This window comes from Marinobacterium stanieri (genome assembly GCF_900155945.1).
GTDB classification, from domain to species: domain Bacteria; phylum Pseudomonadota; class Gammaproteobacteria; order Pseudomonadales; family Balneatricaceae; genus Marinobacterium; species Marinobacterium stanieri.
In genome coordinates this window covers 1-20,532 of the sequence record NZ_FTMN01000010.1, presented here as the reverse complement: position 1 = coordinate 20,532, position 20,532 = coordinate 1, and the positions used below count along the sequence as shown (strand labels likewise).

Below are 20,532 nucleotides of genomic sequence, written 5' to 3'. Positions count from 1 at the left end.
CCATCTTGATGTGCCATCTCGGGTGGGCGCTCACGTTAACCAACCCTATGATAGCGGTCAATCCGGCAATCTCAAAAAGCCTTACCGGAGGATGAACGCGCGTTTAATTCTGGTATCATCAGCGGTGGCAAAGTGCGCAGTCTTGCCGTCGAAATGGGTCTTATACTTTTCAGGAGCGATCAGTGGATCTGGCTACCCTCGTAGGTTTGATTGGGGCGTTCGGTATCATCGTAGCGGCCATGGTGCTGGGCGGCGATATCGGTATCTTTGTAAACCCGCCCTCCATGTTGATCGTCATCGGCGGCACCCTGCTGGTGGTGTTGATGAAATTCACCCTGGCCCAGTTCCTGGGCGCTGGCAAAGTGATGGCCAAGGCCTTCATGTTCAAGTCGGTGAACCCGGAAGATATCATCGCCGAAACTGTGGATCTGGCCGATGCTGCGCGCAAAGGCGGCCTGCTGTCACTGGAAGAGAAGGAAGTCTCCTCCAATTTCATGCAGCGGGGCATCCAGCTGCTGGTAGATGGCCATGACCCTGAAGTGGTCAAACAGCTGCTTAAAAAGGAAGCGACCCTCACCTACGATCGTCATGACTTCGGCACCAAGGTGTTCCGCGCCATGGGCGATGTGGCACCCGCCATGGGCATGATCGGTACACTGGTGGGTCTGGTACAGATGTTGTCCAACATGTCTGACCCCAAATCCATCGGTCCGGCGATGGCAGTAGCACTGCTGACAACCCTCTATGGCGCCATGATTGCCAACATGTTTGCACTGCCGGTGGCTGACAAGCTGGAAGTGCGCCGTGATGAAGAAGCCCTTAACCAGGCGCTGATCATCGACGGTCTGCTCGCAATCCAGGCGGGGCAGAACCCGCGTGTGATTGACCAGATGCTGCGCAACTACCTGCCCGAAGGCAAACGTGCCGTTGCTGAAAGCTGAGGGAGTCGGCCATGAGTGACGACAACGAAGAGCAGAAATGTAAATGCCCACCCGCAGGTTCGCCTCTGTGGATGGCGACCTTTGCCGACTTGATGTCGCTGCTGATGTGCTTCTTCGTACTGCTGCTGTCCTTCTCCGAGATGGACGTACTCAAGTTCAAGCAGCTGGCCGGTTCCATGCGTGAAGCCTTTGGTGTGCAGAACCAGATCAAGGTTGAAGATATTCCCAAGGGCACCTCAATCATTGCCCAGGAATTCAGTCCTGGCCGGCCCGAGCCCACGCCGCTGAATGAAGTGCGGCAGATGACCATCAATAATGACATGAACAGTCTGGATGTGCGCTCCAAGGAGGGGGAGTCTCAGATTGAGGATCAGCTGCAGGGCATGCAGGAGCTTCAGCGCCAGCAGGAAGAACAGGCTAAGCAGGAAGCGGTTGCAGTAGCTCAGGCGTTGGCACAGGAAATTGGTGAGGGCAGTATCGAGGTGGAAACCGATGGCACCCGCATCATCATCCGTGTGAAGGAACGGGGCTCTTTTGATTCCGGCTCTGCCGAACTGAAGTTTGCCTATATTCCCGTGATCGCCAAGATCAGAGACTTGCTGCTGGATATCGGCGGCAAGGTAGCGATTGAAGGCCACACCGATAACATTCCCTATAACGGCGGGCGCTTTGAGTCCAACTGGGATCTCTCGTCAGCACGTGCATTGGCCGTTGCACACGAGCTGTTTGCGGACCGTCGAATTGATCAATCCCGCTTCAGTGTCACCGGCTATGCCGATACCAAGGCCATTGCGCCCAACAGCAATGCACAGATGCGGGCACGTAACCGACGTGTGGAAATCGTAATTCAGAAGGGCGATGCCCAGGAAGCACTGGATAAGCTGCAGTCGCGGCAGGATGGTGATACTGAAGGTGAACCCATCGATCCGGCCAGCCTGTTCTGAAACGGAGTTGAAATACAGAATCAAAAAAACCGCCAACAGGCGGTTTTTTTATGCGGTCAGTAAGCGTTGCTTACTTGGCGTTATCCAGCATGTACTGGATAGAAGCCTTCAGCTCAGCGTCAGAGCAATCCATGCAGGTGCCTTTCGGCGGCATGGCGTTGATGCCGGTCAGAGCGGTTGCCAGCAGAGCGTCGATGCCTTTTTCAGCACGCGGCGCCCAGGCAGCAGCGTCACCAAACTTGGGTGCGCCAGCGATACCGGCTGCGTGGCAAACAGAACACTTGGCGTTGTAGATCTCTTCACCGGTGCGCTCAGCCATGGCTACCGGAGACAGCATCAGCGTAGCGGCTGCGATCATCAGTGTTTTTTTCATTGCAGGTTTCCTTTTATTGGTAAGGCTTTCACCCATTATACTCTTATCGGCGATTTTAGGATCGCCCTTAGCGCCAAGTAAATAGCGAAATGGTCGAGTTTTGATCAGGGCCGAAATGCTTAACCTGGAAGTACCTGCCTAATGTAAAAGCGGGTGTTGGCCTGGCTCAGCCGCGTGAACCCAGGCGCATGGCGAAATCAGCCTGACCCTGGAGTAGACGGTCGTGGCGACGGTTGTGCTCCTGCAGTCGGTGTTCACGGATAGCCTGTTCCAGTACTTCATGGGGCACCGCAACCAGGTTGCGCACGTCGTCGATGGAGTAGCCACGGTCCAGCAGTTGTCTCAGCTGTGCAGTCAATTGAATGGCGCTCATAATTTTATCCTCTTAATGGTCAGGACTATTATTAAGCGCCATTCATTGCAAAACGGTGTCAGTTGGATGCCGGTGGTGTGACAAAATGCCGCCCGGTCGCGAACAGTGTCAGCAATACCAGTGGAATGCTGGCACCGAACAGCCACTCGGCCATGCTGAAAGGCCCGACCATGGGCGTATAGCCACAGGCTTCCCAGATTTCGAACATCCAGGGCCACCAGAGCTCTGGCGTGAACCAGGCGGGCAGACCTGATTCCATCGTGCAGCTGCTTTCAATCCACAGCCGTTCAACGGCCAGCACACGCCAGCTGCGCTCGGCAAAGCCTATTGCCGTGATTAACGCGAGCGGATGACAGAGGCTTTGAATAAAGCGGAACCTGAATCCCAGCAGGGCAACGACCGCAACCAGGCCCAGTGCAAACAGCCAGAGGCGAATATGGACACAGAGCACACAGGGACCGAAGTCCAGTACGTACTGGTAATAGAGCGCAACGCCTTCTGCGCAAACAACCCCGATGAGTATGAGCCACCAGTAGGCCGGTGACAGTAACAGGTTCCTAAGCATGCATTCGATCCCGATCCTGGATTCAGACTGGGCAAGATTAGCCCGAACCCAGTAGCGGCGGCAAGTTGGGGCTAGTCGGTATCGATCTGTTGTTTGATTTGACCGATGGATTCCACCACGCGTTGCGCCTCTGCACGAATATCCCGCATGATATCGCCGGCTGCATTGGCCATGGATACGCCTTCTTCAACCAGACGTTGGCTCTCCCGCGTTTCCTCCACAGCCTGGGCGGCCATGGTATGGTTCTGCTCGACAACCTGGTTGATCTGTTCGGTTGCCTCGCCGGTTCGGCGTGCCAGATTACGGACTTCATCTGCTACGACCGCAAATCCGCGTCCCTGCTCACCGGCTCGGGCGGCTTCAATAGCGGCATTCAAGGCCAGCAGGTTAGTCTGGTCAGCGACTTCCCTGATTACGCCGACAATACGCCCGATTTCGTCTGACTGAGCATTCAGGGCGGAAACCTGTTCGGTCACACTGCCCAATCGAGTTTCGATATGGCGCACCATATTGATGGTCTGCTCCACAGACTGCTCACCGGAAATTGCGCTCTGCTCGGTTTCCATGGAGGTGTCGTAGGCCAGTTGCGCCGCTTCTGACTCCGCCTGGCGTTGCAATACGCGCGCAGTGATGTCAGTAGCGATTTTCAATACGCCATAGAGTTCTCCAGCCGCGTTATAGAGCGGGTTATAAGTAGCTTGCAGCCACAGCGGCTGGCCATATTTGGTTATCCGGAGAAAGCGGCCTTCGAAAAACTCTCCCTGATTCAACCGTTCCCAGAAGCGTTGATAGTCGGTGCTGTTGGCGTACTCTTCCGGGCAGAACATGCGGTGATGCTGGTTGCGAACGTCCTGAAGGCGATAGCCGGTGGCTGCCAGAAAATTGTCGTTGGCGGTAATAATGCGCCCCTGAAGATCAAACTCGATGGTGGCCATGGAGCGATCAATGGCGTTGATGACACTCTTATGGGTCTGTTCTGTCTCCACGGTTTCGGTGATATCTCGTGCCAGCTTCACAACCTTGGTGACCTTGCCACCCGCATCGATATCCTTGACCGGAATATAGCTGGCCGAGAGCCATAGTGTACGTCCGCTTTTGTGTACACGCTTGAAGCGCCCGGTCATGCTCTGACCCTGCGCCAGTTTCTGCCAGAAGGAGCGGTATTCAGCTGATTGGCGGGTGTCGGCCGAGCAGAGCAGGCTGTGATGCTGACCCTCAAGCTCAGCGGAGGAGTACCCGGTTGCCTCCAGAAACACCTCATTGGCGCTCAGGATATGCCCGTCCGGAGTGAACTCAATCATCGCCATGGTGCCACGTATTGCATCCTGTACTTGCGAGGCTTCGGATAATTGCTGGCGACAGGCGGCAAGGTCCTGTTTAAGGGCTTTGTTGGCAAACATGGGTGCATCCAGATTAGGTGCTACATCTGAAAATCAGGCGTAGCAATGAAAATAGCAGCAGGCCAATGACCTGAAAGGGATTTTACTGTTGTGTTTACGAGACAGGGGGCAGGATTGGATCAAAGCACCGGTATACAGGTGTTTTGTTGTCCTGGCGCAATATTCCTTTAAGGCCTCAATCCAAGGGCTTACTTGTTTTCACTGTCGGCTGCGCTGATCAGGATGCGGTCGAGCCAGCGGGTTGGCAGCACTCGGCGCAAATAACCCAGAATATAGGTGGGGGTCGTGACATAGTAGCGTGCGCGAGGACGCTTGCTCTCCAGGGCATGTTTCAGGGCCTTGTAAACCGCCTCAGGTCCGAGGGTAAAGGCTGAACCTTCCTCACCGGTGCCTTCCAGTCGCTTGAGAACGCCAGCATAAATGTCCGCGTGGGCGCTGTTGGTGTAGTCGATATTGCGCTTGAAAGCACTAAGTGCGTGCTGCCGGAATGAACTGGTGATTGGTCCGGGCTCAATCAGCATCATTTCGATACCGCTGCCGGCCAGTTCCTGACGATAGGTATCAGTAAGGCCTTCGAGGGCAAACTTGGATGCATTGTAGGCACCGCGGTATTTCATGGCCGCCAGTCCCAGCACCGAGGAGTTCATGATGATGCGGCCTGAGCCCTGTCGACGCATCACCGGGATCACACGATTGGTCAGTTCAACCCAGCCAAACAGATTGGTTTCGAACTGTGCGCGCAGTACTTCTCGGCTCAGGTCTTCAACAGCACCGGGCTGGCCATAGGCCCCATTATTGAACAGGGCATCCAAACGTCCGTCTGTTTTTTCCAGTGCCCAGCTGACGGCGTTTGCAATCGATTCCGAGCAATCCAGATCCAGTCGAGTGGCTTCCAGGCCGAGTGACTGCAATTGTTGAACATCCTCATGCCTGCGGGCTGTTGCCAGCACGCGATAGCCATCGGCCCGCAGCGCCAGAGCGCAGAAATGACCAATACCGCTGGAGCATCCGGTCATAAGGATTGTGTTCGACATGCAATATTTCCGTAAGGCTGGGCTAGAAAAGTTCGACTTCACTTTCTTCCGGCGCGGCTTTGTTGCTCTCGGTCTGCATGGTAATGCAGTTGCGGCCTGAAGACTTGGAGGTGTACAGGGCTTCGTCAGCAATTTCAATGATATTGCTGATGGGCTGATCCGGTGAGATGGGAGTACAACCAATACTCACGGTAATCTGTCCGGAGGGGAAGTCGTACTGTTCCACACACTCTCGGAAGCGCTCCAGTGCCTTCTCTGCGCCGGCGGAATCCGTTCGGTTGATAATGACCAGGAACTCTTCTCCACCGTAGCGGAACAGAAAGTCGGAGTAGCGAAACTCGCGCTTCATCAAGTTGGCAAAGTGGATCAGGACTTCATCACCGTAAAGGTGGCCAAAGTTATCGTTGATGCTTTTGAAATGGTCGATATCCAACACGGCGACCCAGGATTTGTATGTTTCCTCTTCACGACCGCGATAGAAATCCATGACCTGGTTTAGCGTGATAGGCAGCGTCTGGCGGTTGTTGAGTAGCGTTAGCGGATCTCGTTCCTTGGTATCGAACATTTTCACCTGGCGCTCATAGATCAACGCCAGCCCGCGAATCAACTCCGCATCATAGGGTGAGACCTCACCTTTTATCAGCACCAGCCGCTCGGGCACGGTGTGCTCGCAGATATAGATCAGGATATGGGGGGCATTATCGAAGTGGGTAAAGCTGACACCCTGCTTTCCCTCGAACGCGATGGTGCGGATGATTTCGTGGTTGTCATCGATGTAGTTCTCATCCAATGACATGGGAAAGCGACGTACCAGGATATCCGGCTCGTCAGGCTTTTTGTCCTGACGCGCAAGAATTTCGTAGGAGAAGACCTCCTCCACACCATCAAATGTCTGCAGCTGCTCGATCAATGATCGTGTCAGATCATGATAGTTACTGGACTCAAGCAGACGGGCCGAGAGTGTGAAGGCGGTTTCCAGGTCCTGATAATTCATTGCGTTTGACCAAGGAGACCTGCGCAGGAACAGGCCAAAATGAAAGTAAACCTCAGACCAATGAGCTGAAGCCGGTTTGATGAAGTCTGTCAGCGGTTACAGTGTAACAATTTATGCCGCAATAATGTATGCACACCCTGCCAGACACCTATAGCGTCTGTCGACGGAGTCAGATCACATGTTTACACAATTGTTCACTAAGAGCAGACCTTTGTCAGGTTTGCGTCAACTATAGTGTAGGTTACACCAAGGATATGAGTTCGCCTTTAGATGGCTCAGCAGCGGTTAAGCCTGATCATCGCAGTCTGTAGGCGTTTTAGTCTGAACCGGCTTACAGGTGTGTACCTGCGTGCGGTTACGTATGTTCCTGAACTTTGCTGAACAAGGGTGTGTCATGGCAAATGGTAAGTTTTTCTCCAGTTTGGTGCGCTTGTACCACGCGACTTTCGATCGTGAGTCCGATGCGAAAGGTGTTGGCTATTGGGCTTCCAAACTGGCCAAGGGCGAAATGACCTTTGAAGACGTCGCTATCTCATTTATGGAATCTGATGAGTTCAAAGAGAAGTATGGCGAAGACCTGAGCAACGAAGATTTTATCCACCTGCTGTATGAGAATGTTCTCAAGCGTGAGCCGGATGAAGAGGGCGTTGCCTACTGGTTGAAGGTCATGGAAGAGGGCAGCCTGCGTCATGAAGTGCTGATCGCCTTTTCTGAATCAGACGAGCATGCGGAGAACGTCGAAGAAGAGTTTCCTGATGAACTTGAGGAAGCTGAAGCTGCAGAAGACGATCAGGACGACGACGACGACGACGACGACGACGACGACGACGACGACGACGATGTTGATGATTCGGATGATTCGGATGATTCGGATGATTCGGATGATTCGGATGACGACAGCGATGATGATTCCGAGGATGACGCGGACGATGACGCCGATGACGACAGTACAGATGACGACAGCATCGACGGTACCGCTGATCTCGACTCCGACAGCGACGGCCTGAGTGATCAGGATGAGCTGGTACTGCTCTATAACGCCATGTTCCAGCGCTCCCCGGATGATGCCGGCCTGGGCTACTGGATGGGTGAGTTGGCCAGCTCCGATACGGACTTTGACGATATCGTTGAATTCTTCATGGAGTCTGACGAATTTGTCGAACTCTATGGTGAGAATCCGTCCGACAACGACTTTATCGAAGCGCTCTACAACAACACTCTGGACCGCCCCAGCGACTCTCAGGGCAAAGGCCACTGGATGGGCAAACTGGCCTCCGGTATGGCGCGCGGCGAGATTGTTGAAGCTTTCGCGCAGTCTGAAGAGCACGTAGAAATCGTACTTTCAGGTGGTGGTACCACCGGTACCGATGATGTGCTGATCTAAGGCAGACCGCGCCTGAAACGAAAAATGCCACGCCTTGAGAGGGGCGTGGCATTTTTGTTTTTTACCTGAAGTCAGATGGGCTGCGGGTGGCTTTTAAGCTGTTTTTGCCACAGCTTTTCGATCCCCGGCAGGCTGGTGGCGCCGTATATGGCGTTGTCAGCCCCTGAGTTGTACGCCCAAAGCTGGTTACCGAAATCGTAATGCCACCACTCGCTTGGCAGATTGGTAAATCCGGCCTGACGCATGACATTGAACAGCAAACGACGGTTATCCCGGGCCTGAAGCTCCTCCGCATTGCAGGATTTCTGTTCCAGTGCACAGCTCCAGGATAGCGGGTTCGCCTCATCAAACAGCGTCCCCATATCCAGGAAACGTCCATCCATATCGGCCAGGGTTACGTCCACTGACCCACCTGTCAGGTGCGGGCTGGGCGCGCTCGGGTCAGTGCTGGGGGGCGACACCAGGTTACGTGCTTCCAGTTCAACTTCCTCCGCTGTCATGCCTTCATTGGCATGGCGGATCAGGTTAACCAGCGTATCGAACAGGTATTGCTGTACCGAAAACGGACGCCAGCCATCCAGCACCACCAGCTGGATATCATCCGGGAGCAGACTGGCGGCCTGCAGCAAACGCTCAAACACCTGTGAACGCACATGGCACTCGGGAATCGAGTTGGCCACATTCATCTTGTAGTAGGCCGGATAAACCGCAATCCGTTTGGATACGCTGACCGGCACCAGTGCGTCCTGGCACTCGATAATGGGCGTGGCCTGATAGGTTTCCCAGTCAGGCATGGCACGCTCAGGTATTACGTCTTTGTAAAAATCGTTCATGTCTTATTGAAACAGGCTCGGAATAAATAGCGTCAGCGACGGGAAGAAAATAACGGTCAGCAGTACCGCGATGGCAACCAGTACAAACGGCCAGATCGCCTTGAACATCACTGTGATATCCAGCTTGCTCACAGCGGCCGCCACGAATACACAGGCGCCCATGGGCGGGGTGATCAAGGCGATGGTGATATTCATCGTAATCACGATACCCAGGTGCACGGGGTCGATACCGGCGTGCAGGGCGACCGGTAGGAATACCGGCGTCAGCAGCATCAGTGATGACACCTCTTCCATCAGCATGCCCACACCAAAGGTGATCAGGCTGAGCATCAACAGAATAAGTACCGGGTTATCGGCAAACGGCTGTAACAGCGTGGCGAAGTGTTCCGGTACCTGTGCATAGGCCAGCAACCAGCTGACAACGGCAGAAGCGGCAATGATCAGGAAGATGGCGCTGGAGAGCAGGGTCGTTTCAGCCAGGGCTTTCCAGGCGGATTTCAGGGTCAGGTTGCGGCTGATGAAACCCACGGCGAAGGCATAAGCCACAATCAGCGCGCCCGATTCGGTCGGTGTGACAAAACCGAACACGATACCGGCAACAATGATGAACGGTGCAATCAGTGCCGGTGACGCCTTAACAAACGACAAGGCTACATTCTTGATGCTGGGGCGGTCATGCTGGGCTTCGATATTCGCCTTGCGCGCATACAGCCAGTTCATCAGCATGAAGGCCAGACCCAAAACCAGACCGGGAATCACACCACCAAGGAACAGATCGCCTACCGAGGTGTTGGTGAGAGAGGCGTACAGGATCATGAAAATGCTGGGCGGAATGATCGGGCCAATCAGCGAGCTGCCCGCCGTCAGACCAGCAGCATAGCTGGGAGCGTAGCCTTCCTTCTTCATCGCCGGAACCAGCAGTGAACCCAGCGCCGAGGTGTCGGCCACAGCCGAGCCGTTTACACCGGCAAAGAATACGCTTGAGACCACATTCACATAGCCCAGGCCGCCGCGCAGGTGCCCGACTATGGAGTTGGCCAGGCGGATGAGCTGCTGGGTCAGGCCCGCGCCGTTCATCAGATTACCGGCCAGAATGAACAGGGGGATCGCCATCAGCGAGAAGACATCAATGCCGCTGAAGATCTGCTGCGGCAGCATGCGGCTGAGTAGACCGAGGTCGACAAAGAAAAAGCCGACAATGGCCGACACCATCAAACAGATAAACAATGGCAGCCCAAGGAGCACATTCACAACGAATGTGGCCAGAATGGCGATTAGCATACGGGTTGCTCCGAGTCTTTATTCTTATCGTGATAAAACGGGCCCATCAATAGCGAGATCACCGCCAGCAGGCCAAAACCGATAGGAATTGCCATCAACGGAATGGACTTGCTGATGCCCAGTCCCATGGTGGTGAACTTGGTGACAGACAGGGCATACATGGCGCTGCTGTAGCAGACATAGGCGCTGAGGGCCGTAATGATGATCCAGTGATACACCTGCAGTGCCTTGCGCGGTTTGCCCTTCAAAACACCCTGCAAGACGGTGACGCGCATATGGTCGTCTTTCAGATAAACCACCCCGGCCACCAGCATGACACAGCCAATAATCAGGTAGCGCGAGAGTTCATCCATCCAGAACGGAGAGTGGTTCACCAGGTAGCGGGCAAACACTCCATACAAGAGGACGATGACATTTCCGCACAGCATTAGCGTCGAAAGGGTCCACAGGCCCGAGACCAGGCCTGACCGAATTCGAGAAATATTCATGGTGAGCCTCACGAGGGTGCCCGGACGGGCACCCTGGGTTTTCGATTACTTCAGCGCTTCAACGTCGCGCATGGCCATATCAATCCACTTCTGATCGATGGACTGCTCTTCCAGCCATTTCAGGTAAGACGGCTGACCGGCTTCCTTGAACTTCTGCAGATCTTCAGCGGTCGGGCGGTACACTTCCATGCCGTTGTCGGCCAGGAACTGGATGCGTGATTCAACCTGGTTCTGCACCGCTTCTCGGTTGATAGCATTGGCTTCAACCGCGGCTTCTTCCAGCGCCTTGCGGTGTTCGTCGCTCAGGCTGGACAGCAGCTCGTCATTGGCAACCAGGAACTGGTCCGAGTACTGGATGTTGGCCAGCGTCAGGTACTGCTGCACTTCATGCAGGCTGCCCAGAATGATGTACATCGGCGGGTTCATCTGGCCATCGGCAACACCGGTACGCAGCGCCAGGTACACTTCGGTCCAGGGGATTGGTGTGCCGGATGCGCCAAAGGCTTCGTACAGCGCAACCTGGCTCTTATCCATGGCGCGGAAGCGCAGACCTTCAAAATCCGCCGGGGTGCGGATCGGCTTCTTGTTGTTGGTGAATGCCAGGAAACCGCCTTCTTCAACCACGGCCATCAGGTGAGCACCGGTTCTTTCATAGAAGGCTTTACGGGCGGCTTTCCAGTATTCACCCTGGTCAAAGAATGCGCGCGCAGTATCAAAATCATCGAACATGAACGGGATGGAGCTGACAAAGATCTCCGGGAACAGCGGGGAGATACCACCGAAAGAGGCGATGTTCAGGCTCGGCGTGTTGATCACCTGCTCCATGCGCTCCTGCTCTTCACCCAGCATGCTGTTGGGGTACAGCTTCAGAGTGACTTCGCCGTCGGTCTTCTCGTCCACCAGTCGCTGCAGGTTGGTCGCGAACAGGTGTACGGCGTTTTTCTCGGCATCCGGGGCGCCGTTGTAACTCAGGTTAATTGTCTGAGCCTGCAGGGCTCCGACAAATGCTGCCATGCTGACACCCATGGCCAGCTTCTTCATAAAGCCAAATGTTTTCATATCGTTATCATCCTTATTCGATTGTCGAGAAGACCCAGCAACCTTATATATTGCAATGTTGACATCGCAATACTGATACCGTTGCTTTTAAGTCAACAGTCGATCTCGTCGGCGTCTGCCATCAAAAACGACATTGACTGCTTGAGGTGGTCCAGAAAGGCCTGAGCGGCCAGGGTGAGTTCACGCCCCTCAACACAGAGCACCCGAATGCGGGCCTGCGACAGGGCGGAGTGAGCGGTGGGTACCACGCGGATTTTGCCGGCGCGCACCTCATCAATGACGGTGAGTTTGGGCATAAAAGTGATGCCCATGCCGGAGCTGACAAAGTTCTTCAGCACCGCCACCGAGTTCGTTCTAAGCCGCGGTTCCAGGCGAACATGACTGATCTCTTCCACAAAACTGACCAGCCGACCCATGCCGGTGGAGCTGTCGATCAGTGCCAGCGGTGTATCCGTAATGTCATTAAAGGTCAGCGGCTCGGTGGCCTGAGCCAGCGGGTGATCATAGGGGGTGATCAAATTCAGCGGATGATGCTTTTCGATCAGGCAGTGCAGCTTGGGGTTCCGCGCTGGCGCATAGGCGATGGCAAAGTCGATCTGGTCATCTTCCAGCATCTGCACCGCATCCTTGGCACCGGCAATCTCCACCCCGATCTGAATGCCGGTATAGGCGGTAAGAAAGCTTTGCAGCGACGAAGAGATAAGGTCACTGATAAAGCCTTCACCCACCGCAATGCGAACCTCACCCCGACGTAACCCGATCAGGTCATGCAGGCGCGACAGCGTCGCCGCCTCACTGGCCTTCATCTGTTTGTAGTAACGCAGCAACTCCGCTCCGGCAGGCGTAATCGGGTTGCTGGCATTCATCCGGTCCCACACCGGCATCCCTACCGTATCCTCGAGCTGCGATAACTGCCGGCTCACTGCCGACGGGTCCACATTCAACCGTGCCGCCGCCTTGCGGATGGTGCCAAAACGTTCCACCGCATTTAAATACTCAAGAGCTCGCGGGCTGAACTGCTGCATCGATTCTGTCCTGTGGTTGCTGGGGGAGGCGGAGTCTGGTGCATCTATAGTAGCAAAATCAGTGAGTTGGGCTGCGGTGAAGTTTGGAATGGTCAGTTGTAGAGAGGGTCAAGGAGGTTAGATGAATGCTATGTCTTAAATGTCATAATTTGATTTTAAGTCGTATTAAATCTAAAGTGCGTACATACTTAAAAAGTCAGATCGAGTGTCGGTATGTACCTGGTTAAAGATTTGGTTGAAGGGCGTATTGTTTACTATTGGGTAGATGAAGATGGCAGTACCCGGAGCCCACTGGTAGCTACCTTTGCGCTAGCTGAGGACTGGTGGAAGCAATTCACGTTTGACCGGTACGAAGGGCCTGAACGGCGGGCATCAGTGGTTGATAGACGCTCCAATACTGAAAAGCGTCTGAGGATGGATCAAAGCAATCGCTTTGCCTCTACAAATGTTCAAGGTCGCCGGGAGACGGACAGACCCGTGAAGGTGACGTTTGACCTTGTGCAGAAGCGTATAAAGGAAATGACCGGAAGCTAGCGTGTGCAGTGCCTGGGGTCAGAACTGAAGTGATTCGATACTTGGAAGCAGTGGTGGAGAGAACGCTAAAAGCTATATCTTCGGCTGGTCAGTTCTTATTTTTTGAGGTTAAAATAAGCCGCCAAGTTTTAGCGGCTTATTTGATTTTTTTATAGCATATCAATTTAAACTCGCAGAAATATAATCGACAAATATATCCTCTATAAGAGGCGTTAAGCTCTCACTACAGTTTATAAGTGAAGTTTCTGAAATAAGAATAGATGTTTTTTCGCCTTTGTATGAAGAACGAATTTTTATGTTGTTTATAATTGAGTTCTTTCGCCCTATATAATCTAGTGCATCTTCGTATGCATCACTGGAAGAAGATACGGTCAACTCTGCTGAAGAACTTTTATTAATAGATATTCCTTTAAATTTTATCTTTTCAACACGACTATCTTCTATTTCTTTATTTTCAAGTATTCGCTCGTAAAAAGAAGCTATATCTAGTGTTATATTTGATATAAATATATTGCTGTCTAATGTGCTTGAAAGCGAGTCAATCATATTGCCAAGATTTCTTGGAGGACTCTGTACTGATAGTAAGTAATTGTTTTTTGTTATATTTAAAATCCTAAAGTTCACGATTAAATATCTTGTGGATGAGTTTATTATTTCGTTTCCAAAAGGGTCTATAATTATTTCTTCATCTACGATACGTTCAAAATACTTACAGCTTATATTATTATTATCATAGTCTATTATTTCAAATCCGGTATTTTTATCGTATGAATAAGGGTTTTTTTCTAGGCACTTTTTAGTGTCTAAAATATTGAGGTGTATTATGGCCTTTATATATTTAAACTTGTCCATCTTCATCATCCTCGGTATCTTGAGCCGAAATGATATCGATTGATTCTATTGCGGCCTTTTCTATTTTTCTCCCAAAATATCTCTCATTATTTTTTGTAAAGGCAGTCTTGCTATTATTGTACTCTCCTTTAGCTTTGTATCTGTAAAATCCCCTGGCTAAGTAAGTGAAGTTTTCAAAATTATCTGGATCATTGAATTGTGCTTCAAATTCATATATGTCTGAGTCATATGAATTTTCTTTCGATTGCCAAATTATTTTCCAGATAAAGAAACCTTTATCATAAAGTGACTGTAATTCTTCTGACTCTAGAACCTTTTCTCCTTTGAGAGATGCTTTTGTAATGTGCACACCAATATCAATATCTTGCTCATCTTCAGAGTCTAAATCCTGATCCTGATCATCACTAACCTTTGGATGATAGATAAATACATCTGTGACATCATGAAGTACAACCCCATCCATTTTGTTCACAATGTTTCTGAAGAAATTTGTCCTTTTTATAGAGTCTTCAATTCCTCTTAGGTTAATAGTTTGAATATTTATGTCTTCTTTTTCATTCTCATGCTCTTCATCATTAACTTCATCCGCTACTGCTTTGATAAGAGTTTGTTTTACTTTATCTATTGTCTCGTTGTACGGACCACGGATAGATATTTTTCCATCTTCCTCAGTGAATGTAATAACTGCTTCACGGTCTGATACTTGCCTAAATTCACTAGCATTGAAGTTGGTTACACGGTAATGAATAACAAACTCGAGTGAGTTTCCTGTCCTCTTCACATTAGAAACTGCATCAAAGTCTTTAAGTGAATCATTTATGTTATGGGCAGCTGCTTCTATGTTATCTAATGTCACTTGATTAGAATCTATATATGAAGCTGACTGTTTTTCTCGTCTGTTTGTGCTACCTAATATCCTTGATAATTTGACGTAGTCATAATAATCATGAAACAACATTGAAAACTGGTCAGCTACTTGTTTTCTTTTAGTTTCAGGAGATAGGATAATGCCTCTTGAATAGAAAAGATCAGCGACGTCAGACTTGGTGACTTTGGTTTGGTTTAATGCATCAGAGATAGCTTTGTCATTTGCACAATAAAGGTTAGACATTGTTAAGCCTCCATCCGATGTCTACAGAACTGAATTTCTTTTGAATCGTCTCTACATGGCTAAATTCTATAGCGTCAAGTATTTCTTTTTTATGCTCGTCAAATCCCCATGATTGGCAATATGCAGAGACTGCTTTTTTGAAGTTAGGTCGAGCTTCTGAACTAGCTTCGGCACTCGCTATTCTGATTCTGATATTATTATTGCTATTTAGAAGCTGAAAGTTTGAAAGCATATCCAAAAGGTAAATGAACTCCTTATAATCAGAGCCTGATCTATTGTAGTAAATCAAATAACCTTTATCGTATGTTTTTATGCTTTCTTCAGCTTCTTCATCATATTTCTTAACATCACCGTGTTTAATTATTATATAGGGCGCTGAAAGTATTTCTATTGTTGCCGGTCTTTCTAGCTCTTCTCCGTGAGCCTTATGTAATCGCAAGTCAGGGTAAAAAAATGAATAGTTTTTCTGAGGGAATGTACCATCGTGATGTAGTAATTTAGCATCACATACTACAGTGGTCAGATATGTGATCAGTTTTGGTTCAAATATGTGTAGCTGTTGACCTTTCTGGAGCTTTATATTATCAAGGTTTATTGATTTTTTTTTTTCTTCGCTTGAGCGAATAAAATCATAGAATTTTTTATGATATTCACCATCATGATTGTAAACAAAAAGCATGCCTCTAACATCAGGGCTATCATTTTGCATGCTCGCATACCGGGTCCTCCAAACTTCACTAGATCGCGCACAATCAATTGTTTTAGCTAAGGATATTAGAGATTTTCTAATATTGCTTTGAGTGATTGATGCGTTTTTGTAGCTTTTTAAATCTGTATTAATGAAAACCCGCTTGTTTGTGTATGGGTCAATGTAATTGAATACAATGTCGACAGGGTGTGTATAATCTTCTTTAGTCGAGTGTAGTAGTCCTTTATTGCATGGGAAATTCTCATCTTCAAGCCGTTGTGCTTCCCATTTGAAGAAGTTAAAAATTTCTCTAGAAACTTTATTTGCTATTTCCGATATGTTTTTGGTTTCACCAGCCATGGCATAATCTCAATTAGCAGTTGCCTAAATTAAAAACCTTAATGTTTCCACTCAATGTAAGTAATTTTGCCTATCCAAGATTGCACCACCTATGTACGGTTAGAGTACTTTGTACTCCCGAATTCTGCCGTATCCGGTATTTCTGCTCTTACAATGGTAGTTTTAAACTTTGTTGCAGGCAGCACCGCGGTAGCTGCGTGTGGGCTTGATATGCTCGTGAATGTCTGAGAGGGGATCACCCTTGGAGATCAGTGTCTGACCACCGTTCAGGCGTATATCAGCGTGTGCATTTACTGCCGCTACTGAGAGTAGCAGTGCAGCAGTAACTGTTTTAATTCTGCTCATTCCTTCCTCCTTGAATACGATCGGTCGATCACCGTATGAGCAACGCTTGACCCGCGTTTTGTTTCCCTGAGTCCGAGTGTTAGACCTCATCAAACTCTGGGCTCGATTGTCCTACTTCAAGTACGGCCTTTACCTTGGCTAACCAGAAAGGGTTGTGGGTAACAAGTGTACATATATTCTGGCCATATTAGTCGACTAACGATAACACTTGTTGGATGGTGTTTGTATGAAAGGAGAGTGCCAAGGGAGATTTGGTTAATGTGGCAGATAGAAAAGGGTGAGGCCCAGAAACGAAAAAAGCCTGTAAAAACAGGCTTTTAACGTTAGCAATTTGGTGGAGGTGGCGGGTTTCGAACCCTATCCAGAGCCTTCCCGTTGTTCCACTATGTGACGCTATGTCCTAAAAATCAATAAGTTAGCCTGTGCCAACATGCTGGTTGCAGAGCTATGTTCAGCAATGTTTTCGACACTTTTTCGACACTTTTCGTGTTGCCTTAGATGAATAGTAACTGCCCTTGCTCACCGTCTGATTGGGCTTACTGTACCTGAAGTCCCTACACTTTTTATGATATTATCGTTTTTTAAAATTAAAAATTCTTAGGGAGGAGGTGTCATGGGCACTGGGGAGAGAGTCCTTCACTGGGTTGCAACTCTATTCATTCCGGTTCTGCTTTTTTTCTTGGCTCCAATTTGGGGAGGGATATTAGAAGAAAAAAAATCACTTGAATATATGATCATTGGTGAAGATGAATTACTTGATAGTGATGTTTTATTAGATTATTGGCCTGATATTGAAATAAAAAACTCTGACGAATCCATTAGTGATGTTTTTTATACAGCTATTAAAATAACAAATGCGGGTAAGGTTCCCATTAGGAGTGATGATTTCGAGGGGCCAGTCAAGTTTGAGTTTAAGGAAAAAGAAGAGATACTAAAAACTAAGATAGTTATATCATCACCAGAATCTCTACCTGCTAGTGCTTCATTTGAAAACGGACAATTAGTCATTGATCCTCTTCTCATGAATCCAGATGACTGGTTTGTTGTTGCAGTTCTAAGTGGTCAAAAACTAGAAATTACCAAAGCCATAGCCCGAATTGTTGGTGTTGAAAACATCAAAGAAAGAGAAATTCCAAGGCATCATGGTTTAGCTTTGAAAATTGTCGAGCCAGCAGATAGGGCAAATGTAACAAAGGAAACTTTAGTTTTAAATATTTCAACTTATTCGCTAATAATAATAGCGTTTATTTCAGCTTTTAGTGCGTTTTTCTTTTACTTTAAATTTGACGATTCTGAAGACTCAAGAGAGAGCTTTATTTATATAGTAATGGGCTTTAATGCATATGTTATTGCAATTTTTAGCACTATTATGATTCCGAAATCGTACTTTGTTTCTGAATCAGAAAGCTGGTTTTCCTATGTTTTTGCATTCGGGGTTCTTTTGTTTTCTGGATCATTGTTTTATTGGTTGAGAAAGAAATTAATTTTAAGCAAATAAATATTAATTGTTATAGTGCTTTTCGGCTATGGTGTGGCCGAGAAGCCTATCTTTTAGCGTATTGTTAAAGTCCCGTCTGTATTTTTGGGACAGTATTCTTTAACCTTTTCCAGATTCTTCTCTGACATGTTGTTCTGGTAATGATTTCGCCAGAACTGGCATTCTGGCGAATTAAACTGATCAGCGCGCTCTTGTCGCTTCCGCTCCTCTATTGTCATCCGCGTTTGGCGTTCTCTGCTTTGCTGACGTTGGATAGCGGCACGTTCTCGTCTGAGCTGTGCTTCATGTTTCATTTGTCTAATAGCTTGTTCCGCTCTGTAGTCTTGGTAATCAACGTAGAGCTTCCAGGAGATCAGGACTACTACGACAGCACCAAGGATACCGCCCATGATATGCAGCCAAAGAGGGGCGCTATCCTCCTCATGGTAAATTCTGCTCATTCCTTCCTCCTTGAATACCATCGGTCCATCACCTTATGAGCAACGCTTAACCCGCGTTCTGTTTCCCTGAGTCCGAGCGTTGGACCTCATCCAGCTCTGGACTTGATTGCCCGATCTCTGGGGCAGCTTCTCCCGTCATGAGCCACCACCGATACTCTGGAAAAACCTTACCGAGTGTTTCTATCTCATCTGCGCCCACTCGGGCGCGTCCTCGCTTGATGTTCACCCAGCGTGGATAGTTCGTTTCCCCGGCTCTAGTCAGTTCATCCAGGTTGCCTTTGGTTATCAATAGCAACGCTCTATCAGTTAGCTCTGACACTATATAAATACTCAATCATTGCACTATTTACAAACACTATGAGCAAAACCTAGTATTTGCCAATAGTGATTGCACATAGTGCAAGCAATATCTGAATGTTCACTAACAAAGGATTATAGGGGCGCAACCATGGAACAACAACCGATCACCCCAGTCGCAACGCCGGTCCCGCCACTCATGCCGTGGCGTGAATTCGCAGACTGGATTCGTATGGAACAGTCGGTAGTACGTGGCTGGATAGAGAACGGATACCTCCCCTCAGAGCGCATTGGCAAACACCGCCTGGTAAACGTGGCGCTCTTGTCTCAGCAACTGCTGGAGAAGGAGGCGATATGAAAGCCTTCTCCCGTGGTATGAAAATCGCTTTGGAGCTTTGTACTCAGCGCCTTAAGCAAGGCAAGGCTCTACCCGAGCGCATCACCACTGATCCCGCTGGATTCAACCTGTTCCAGCTGGGCTTTGTCTTCGGCATTGATCTCGCCCACCACCTGATGGCCACAGCAGAGGGGAGGGAAGTATGAGCAGCCTGATTCTGTCATTCATCTACGCGCTGGTCGCCACTGTCTATATCCGCTTTTACAGCTATACCGACCAGGCATTTGAAATGATGGTAGCCAGTTGGATTGGCGCTCTGTTGGCTTTCCTCCTGGTTGAACTGGCCGGCTTTGTCATGAAGCGGATTTCTTACTTCTGCTGGAAGCGTAAGCAGAAGGAGGTTCTGTGATGGAAAAGCTATACGTTTCACACCTGATCGAATGTCCCGAGTGTGGCAACCAGATCCAGTCGAACACGGCTTGGGTTGAGTCAGGTTGCATCCAGTCGGTTCGCTATCAGTGCCATGCCTGTCACGCCACAGTTGAAATTGGTGAGGGCCACTTTGATGTCGATTGGCACATCGATGCCTTGGCTTATTTCCTTATGGCGACTGAATCTTCTTTCCCGTCTCCCACCACTCAGGGCTGCACCCCTGAAGGGGGCGTCAGTGCTTACTGTGCTGACGACAACTCGAAAGGTGGAGCCCATGAATAAGCGGCTTCGCCAACTCGTTAAACCGGCTGAGGCAATGGGCCTGTGTTTGGTCTGTGGCCAGAAGCAGTGCAACTGCCCGCCGGTACCGGAACACATGACCAAGCAACCGCGCCCGCTCTGGACCTTCGGTGGTCGCGTGTCTCGCTGGTCCGTTTGTAAATGCGGTGCCCTGCTCGCGGTGCCGAACGCTTACCCCGTTAAATGCCCTGAATGCGGCGAACTGAACTGAGGAAAACACCATGAACATCACCATGACTGCTGACGTTATCCAGGCAAGCCGTTACGACATGGACGGCAACAAGGGCGGCTCCATCATCGTGACCCAGAAATCCGATGGCACCAATGAAAACCGAATCGGCATGGAGCTGATGAAGCTCGCCTGTGACTACGGCGTGATTGACCAGCTGCGTGACCACTTACCCTGCAAATGCGAGATCGTCGCCCAGCCCACCCAGGGCGGCGGCCAGAAAATGGCCTTCAAGGTCCTGTCCATCAAACCGGCAGGCACCAAAGCCGCAGCGTGAACAAGCAGCGCCCTCGGTTCGGCGGGAGACGCGCAGCGTCTCGTGACCGAACGGCGCAAGAGGCAGAGGGCGCACTAGGGCACGCAACGCGGTGAATCACGACAAGCGTCATACAAGGTTTTAGGAAACATGTTTTTA

At 49.9% G+C, this 20,532-nt stretch carries 26 protein-coding genes; 10 read left to right on the top strand and 16 right to left on the bottom strand.

Annotated elements, in window-relative coordinates:
* Positions 1–182: 182 nt before the first annotated feature.
* Positions 183–941 (top strand): flagellar motor protein PomA, encoded by a 759-nt coding sequence (pomA, locus tag BW956_RS18515; protein ID WP_010323450.1) that lies wholly within the window; start codon positions 183–185, stop codon positions 939–941.
* 11 nt (positions 942–952) lie between these two features.
* A complete protein-coding gene (locus tag BW956_RS18510) occupies positions 953–1,885 on the top strand; it encodes a flagellar motor protein MotB (protein ID WP_076465159.1) in 933 nt (310 codons plus the stop codon).
* A gap of 70 nt (positions 1,886–1,955) precedes the next feature.
* On the opposite strand, the gene BW956_RS18505 is transcribed toward BW956_RS18510, so the two are convergent.
* The 6 genes from BW956_RS18505 to BW956_RS18480 form a co-directional block, all read right to left on the bottom strand.
* Complete coding sequence (locus BW956_RS18505; protein ID WP_010323448.1) at positions 1,956–2,258, bottom strand: c-type cytochrome; 303 nt, start codon at positions 2,256–2,258, stop codon at positions 1,956–1,958.
* A 166-nt stretch (positions 2,259–2,424) separates the two neighbouring features.
* Positions 2,425–2,631 carry a hypothetical protein gene (locus BW956_RS18500; RefSeq protein ID WP_010323447.1) on the bottom strand — a complete coding sequence of 69 codons (207 nt, stop codon included), beginning with the start codon at positions 2,629–2,631 and terminating at the stop codon, positions 2,425–2,427.
* Between the two features lie 58 nt (positions 2,632–2,689).
* Complete coding sequence (locus tag BW956_RS18495) at positions 2,690–3,196, bottom strand: disulfide bond formation protein B (RefSeq protein ID WP_076465156.1); 507 nt, start codon at positions 3,194–3,196, stop codon at positions 2,690–2,692.
* Positions 3,197–3,267: 71 nt separating this feature from the next.
* A complete protein-coding gene (locus BW956_RS22795; protein WP_076465153.1) occupies positions 3,268–4,596 on the bottom strand; it encodes a methyl-accepting chemotaxis protein in 1,329 nt (442 codons plus the stop codon).
* A gap of 188 nt (positions 4,597–4,784) precedes the next feature.
* Positions 4,785–5,630 (bottom strand): SDR family oxidoreductase, encoded by an 846-nt coding sequence (locus tag BW956_RS18485; RefSeq protein ID WP_076465150.1) that lies wholly within the window; start codon positions 5,628–5,630, stop codon positions 4,785–4,787.
* Between the two features lie 22 nt (positions 5,631–5,652).
* Entirely contained in the window at positions 5,653–6,624 is a 972-nt protein-coding gene (locus BW956_RS18480) for a GGDEF domain-containing protein (RefSeq protein ID WP_076465147.1), read from the bottom strand.
* Between the two features lie 394 nt (positions 6,625–7,018).
* On the opposite strand from BW956_RS18480, the gene BW956_RS22110 reads away from it, so the two are divergent.
* Positions 7,019–8,008 carry a DUF4214 domain-containing protein gene (locus BW956_RS22110; RefSeq protein WP_175612040.1) on the top strand — a complete coding sequence of 330 codons (990 nt, stop codon included), beginning with the start codon at positions 7,019–7,021 and terminating at the stop codon, positions 8,006–8,008.
* A gap of 71 nt (positions 8,009–8,079) precedes the next feature.
* Here the strand turns inward: BW956_RS22110 and BW956_RS18460 are convergent, their stop codons facing one another.
* From BW956_RS18460 to BW956_RS18415, 9 genes are all read right to left on the bottom strand, one after another.
* Positions 8,080–8,841: a M15 family metallopeptidase gene (locus BW956_RS18460; protein ID WP_076465144.1), complete on the bottom strand. Its 762-nt coding sequence runs from the start codon at positions 8,839–8,841 to the stop codon at positions 8,080–8,082.
* A 3-nt stretch (positions 8,842–8,844) separates the two neighbouring features.
* Positions 8,845–10,122, bottom strand: a complete 1,278-nt coding sequence (locus BW956_RS18455; protein ID WP_076465141.1) for a TRAP transporter large permease — start codon at positions 10,120–10,122, stop codon at positions 8,845–8,847.
* On the bottom strand, positions 10,116–10,610 hold the full coding sequence (locus BW956_RS18450; protein ID WP_040886223.1) for a TRAP transporter small permease: 495 nt from the start codon (positions 10,608–10,610) through the stop codon (positions 10,116–10,118). The genes BW956_RS18455 and BW956_RS18450 overlap by 7 nt, the downstream gene beginning before the upstream one ends.
* Before the next feature lie 45 nt (positions 10,611–10,655).
* Positions 10,656–11,669 (bottom strand): TRAP transporter substrate-binding protein, encoded by a 1,014-nt coding sequence (locus BW956_RS18445; RefSeq protein WP_076465138.1) that lies wholly within the window; start codon positions 11,667–11,669, stop codon positions 10,656–10,658.
* A 92-nt stretch (positions 11,670–11,761) separates the two neighbouring features.
* Positions 11,762–12,694, bottom strand: coding sequence for a LysR family transcriptional regulator (locus tag BW956_RS18440; RefSeq protein ID WP_076465135.1), 933 nt, complete (start codon positions 12,692–12,694; stop codon positions 11,762–11,764).
* Between the two features lie 693 nt (positions 12,695–13,387).
* Entirely contained in the window at positions 13,388–14,080 is a 693-nt protein-coding gene (locus BW956_RS18430) for a hypothetical protein (RefSeq protein WP_139327231.1), read from the bottom strand.
* Complete coding sequence (locus tag BW956_RS18425; RefSeq protein WP_076465126.1) at positions 14,067–15,191, bottom strand: hypothetical protein; 1,125 nt, start codon at positions 15,189–15,191, stop codon at positions 14,067–14,069. Before BW956_RS18425 ends, BW956_RS18430 begins: the two co-directional genes overlap by 14 nt.
* Positions 15,184–16,239 carry a PD-(D/E)XK nuclease domain-containing protein gene (locus BW956_RS18420; protein WP_076465123.1) on the bottom strand — a complete coding sequence of 352 codons (1,056 nt, stop codon included), beginning with the start codon at positions 16,237–16,239 and terminating at the stop codon, positions 15,184–15,186. The genes BW956_RS18425 and BW956_RS18420 overlap by 8 nt, the downstream gene beginning before the upstream one ends.
* 162 nt (positions 16,240–16,401) lie before the next feature.
* Positions 16,402–16,584, bottom strand: coding sequence for a hypothetical protein (locus BW956_RS18415; protein ID WP_076465120.1), 183 nt, complete (start codon positions 16,582–16,584; stop codon positions 16,402–16,404).
* Positions 16,585–17,197: 613 nt separating this feature from the next.
* On the opposite strand from BW956_RS18415, the gene BW956_RS18410 reads away from it, so the two are divergent.
* Positions 17,198–18,082, top strand: coding sequence for a hypothetical protein (locus BW956_RS18410; RefSeq protein WP_076465118.1), 885 nt, complete (start codon positions 17,198–17,200; stop codon positions 18,080–18,082).
* A gap of 53 nt (positions 18,083–18,135) precedes the next feature.
* Here the strand turns inward: BW956_RS18410 and BW956_RS18405 are convergent, their stop codons facing one another.
* Entirely contained in the window at positions 18,136–18,522 is a 387-nt protein-coding gene (locus tag BW956_RS18405) for a hypothetical protein (protein WP_139327230.1), read from the bottom strand.
* 448 nt (positions 18,523–18,970) lie between these two features.
* Between BW956_RS18405 and BW956_RS18395 the strand changes: the two genes are divergently transcribed.
* From BW956_RS18395 to BW956_RS18375, 6 genes are read left to right on the top strand one after another with little or no spacing between them, the layout of a single operon-like run.
* On the top strand, positions 18,971–19,177 hold the full coding sequence (locus BW956_RS18395) for a hypothetical protein (RefSeq protein ID WP_076465109.1): 207 nt from the start codon (positions 18,971–18,973) through the stop codon (positions 19,175–19,177).
* Entirely contained in the window at positions 19,174–19,362 is a 189-nt protein-coding gene (locus BW956_RS18390; protein ID WP_076465106.1) for a hypothetical protein, read from the top strand. Before BW956_RS18395 ends, BW956_RS18390 begins: the two co-directional genes overlap by 4 nt.
* Positions 19,359–19,565: a hypothetical protein gene (locus BW956_RS18385; protein WP_076465104.1), complete on the top strand. Its 207-nt coding sequence runs from the start codon at positions 19,359–19,361 to the stop codon at positions 19,563–19,565. The genes BW956_RS18390 and BW956_RS18385 overlap by 4 nt, the downstream gene beginning before the upstream one ends.
* The gene (locus BW956_RS18380; RefSeq protein ID WP_076465101.1) at positions 19,565–19,870 is read left to right on the top strand and encodes a hypothetical protein; all 306 of its coding nucleotides are present in this window, start codon (positions 19,565–19,567) and stop codon (positions 19,868–19,870) included. The genes BW956_RS18385 and BW956_RS18380 overlap by 1 nt, the downstream gene beginning before the upstream one ends.
* A complete protein-coding gene (locus BW956_RS22315; RefSeq protein ID WP_139327229.1) occupies positions 19,863–20,099 on the top strand; it encodes a hypothetical protein in 237 nt (78 codons plus the stop codon). Before BW956_RS18380 ends, BW956_RS22315 begins: the two co-directional genes overlap by 8 nt.
* A 10-nt stretch (positions 20,100–20,109) precedes the next feature.
* Entirely contained in the window at positions 20,110–20,394 is a 285-nt protein-coding gene (locus BW956_RS18375) for a hypothetical protein (RefSeq protein ID WP_076465098.1), read from the top strand.
* The last annotated feature ends 138 nt before the right edge of the window (positions 20,395–20,532 follow it).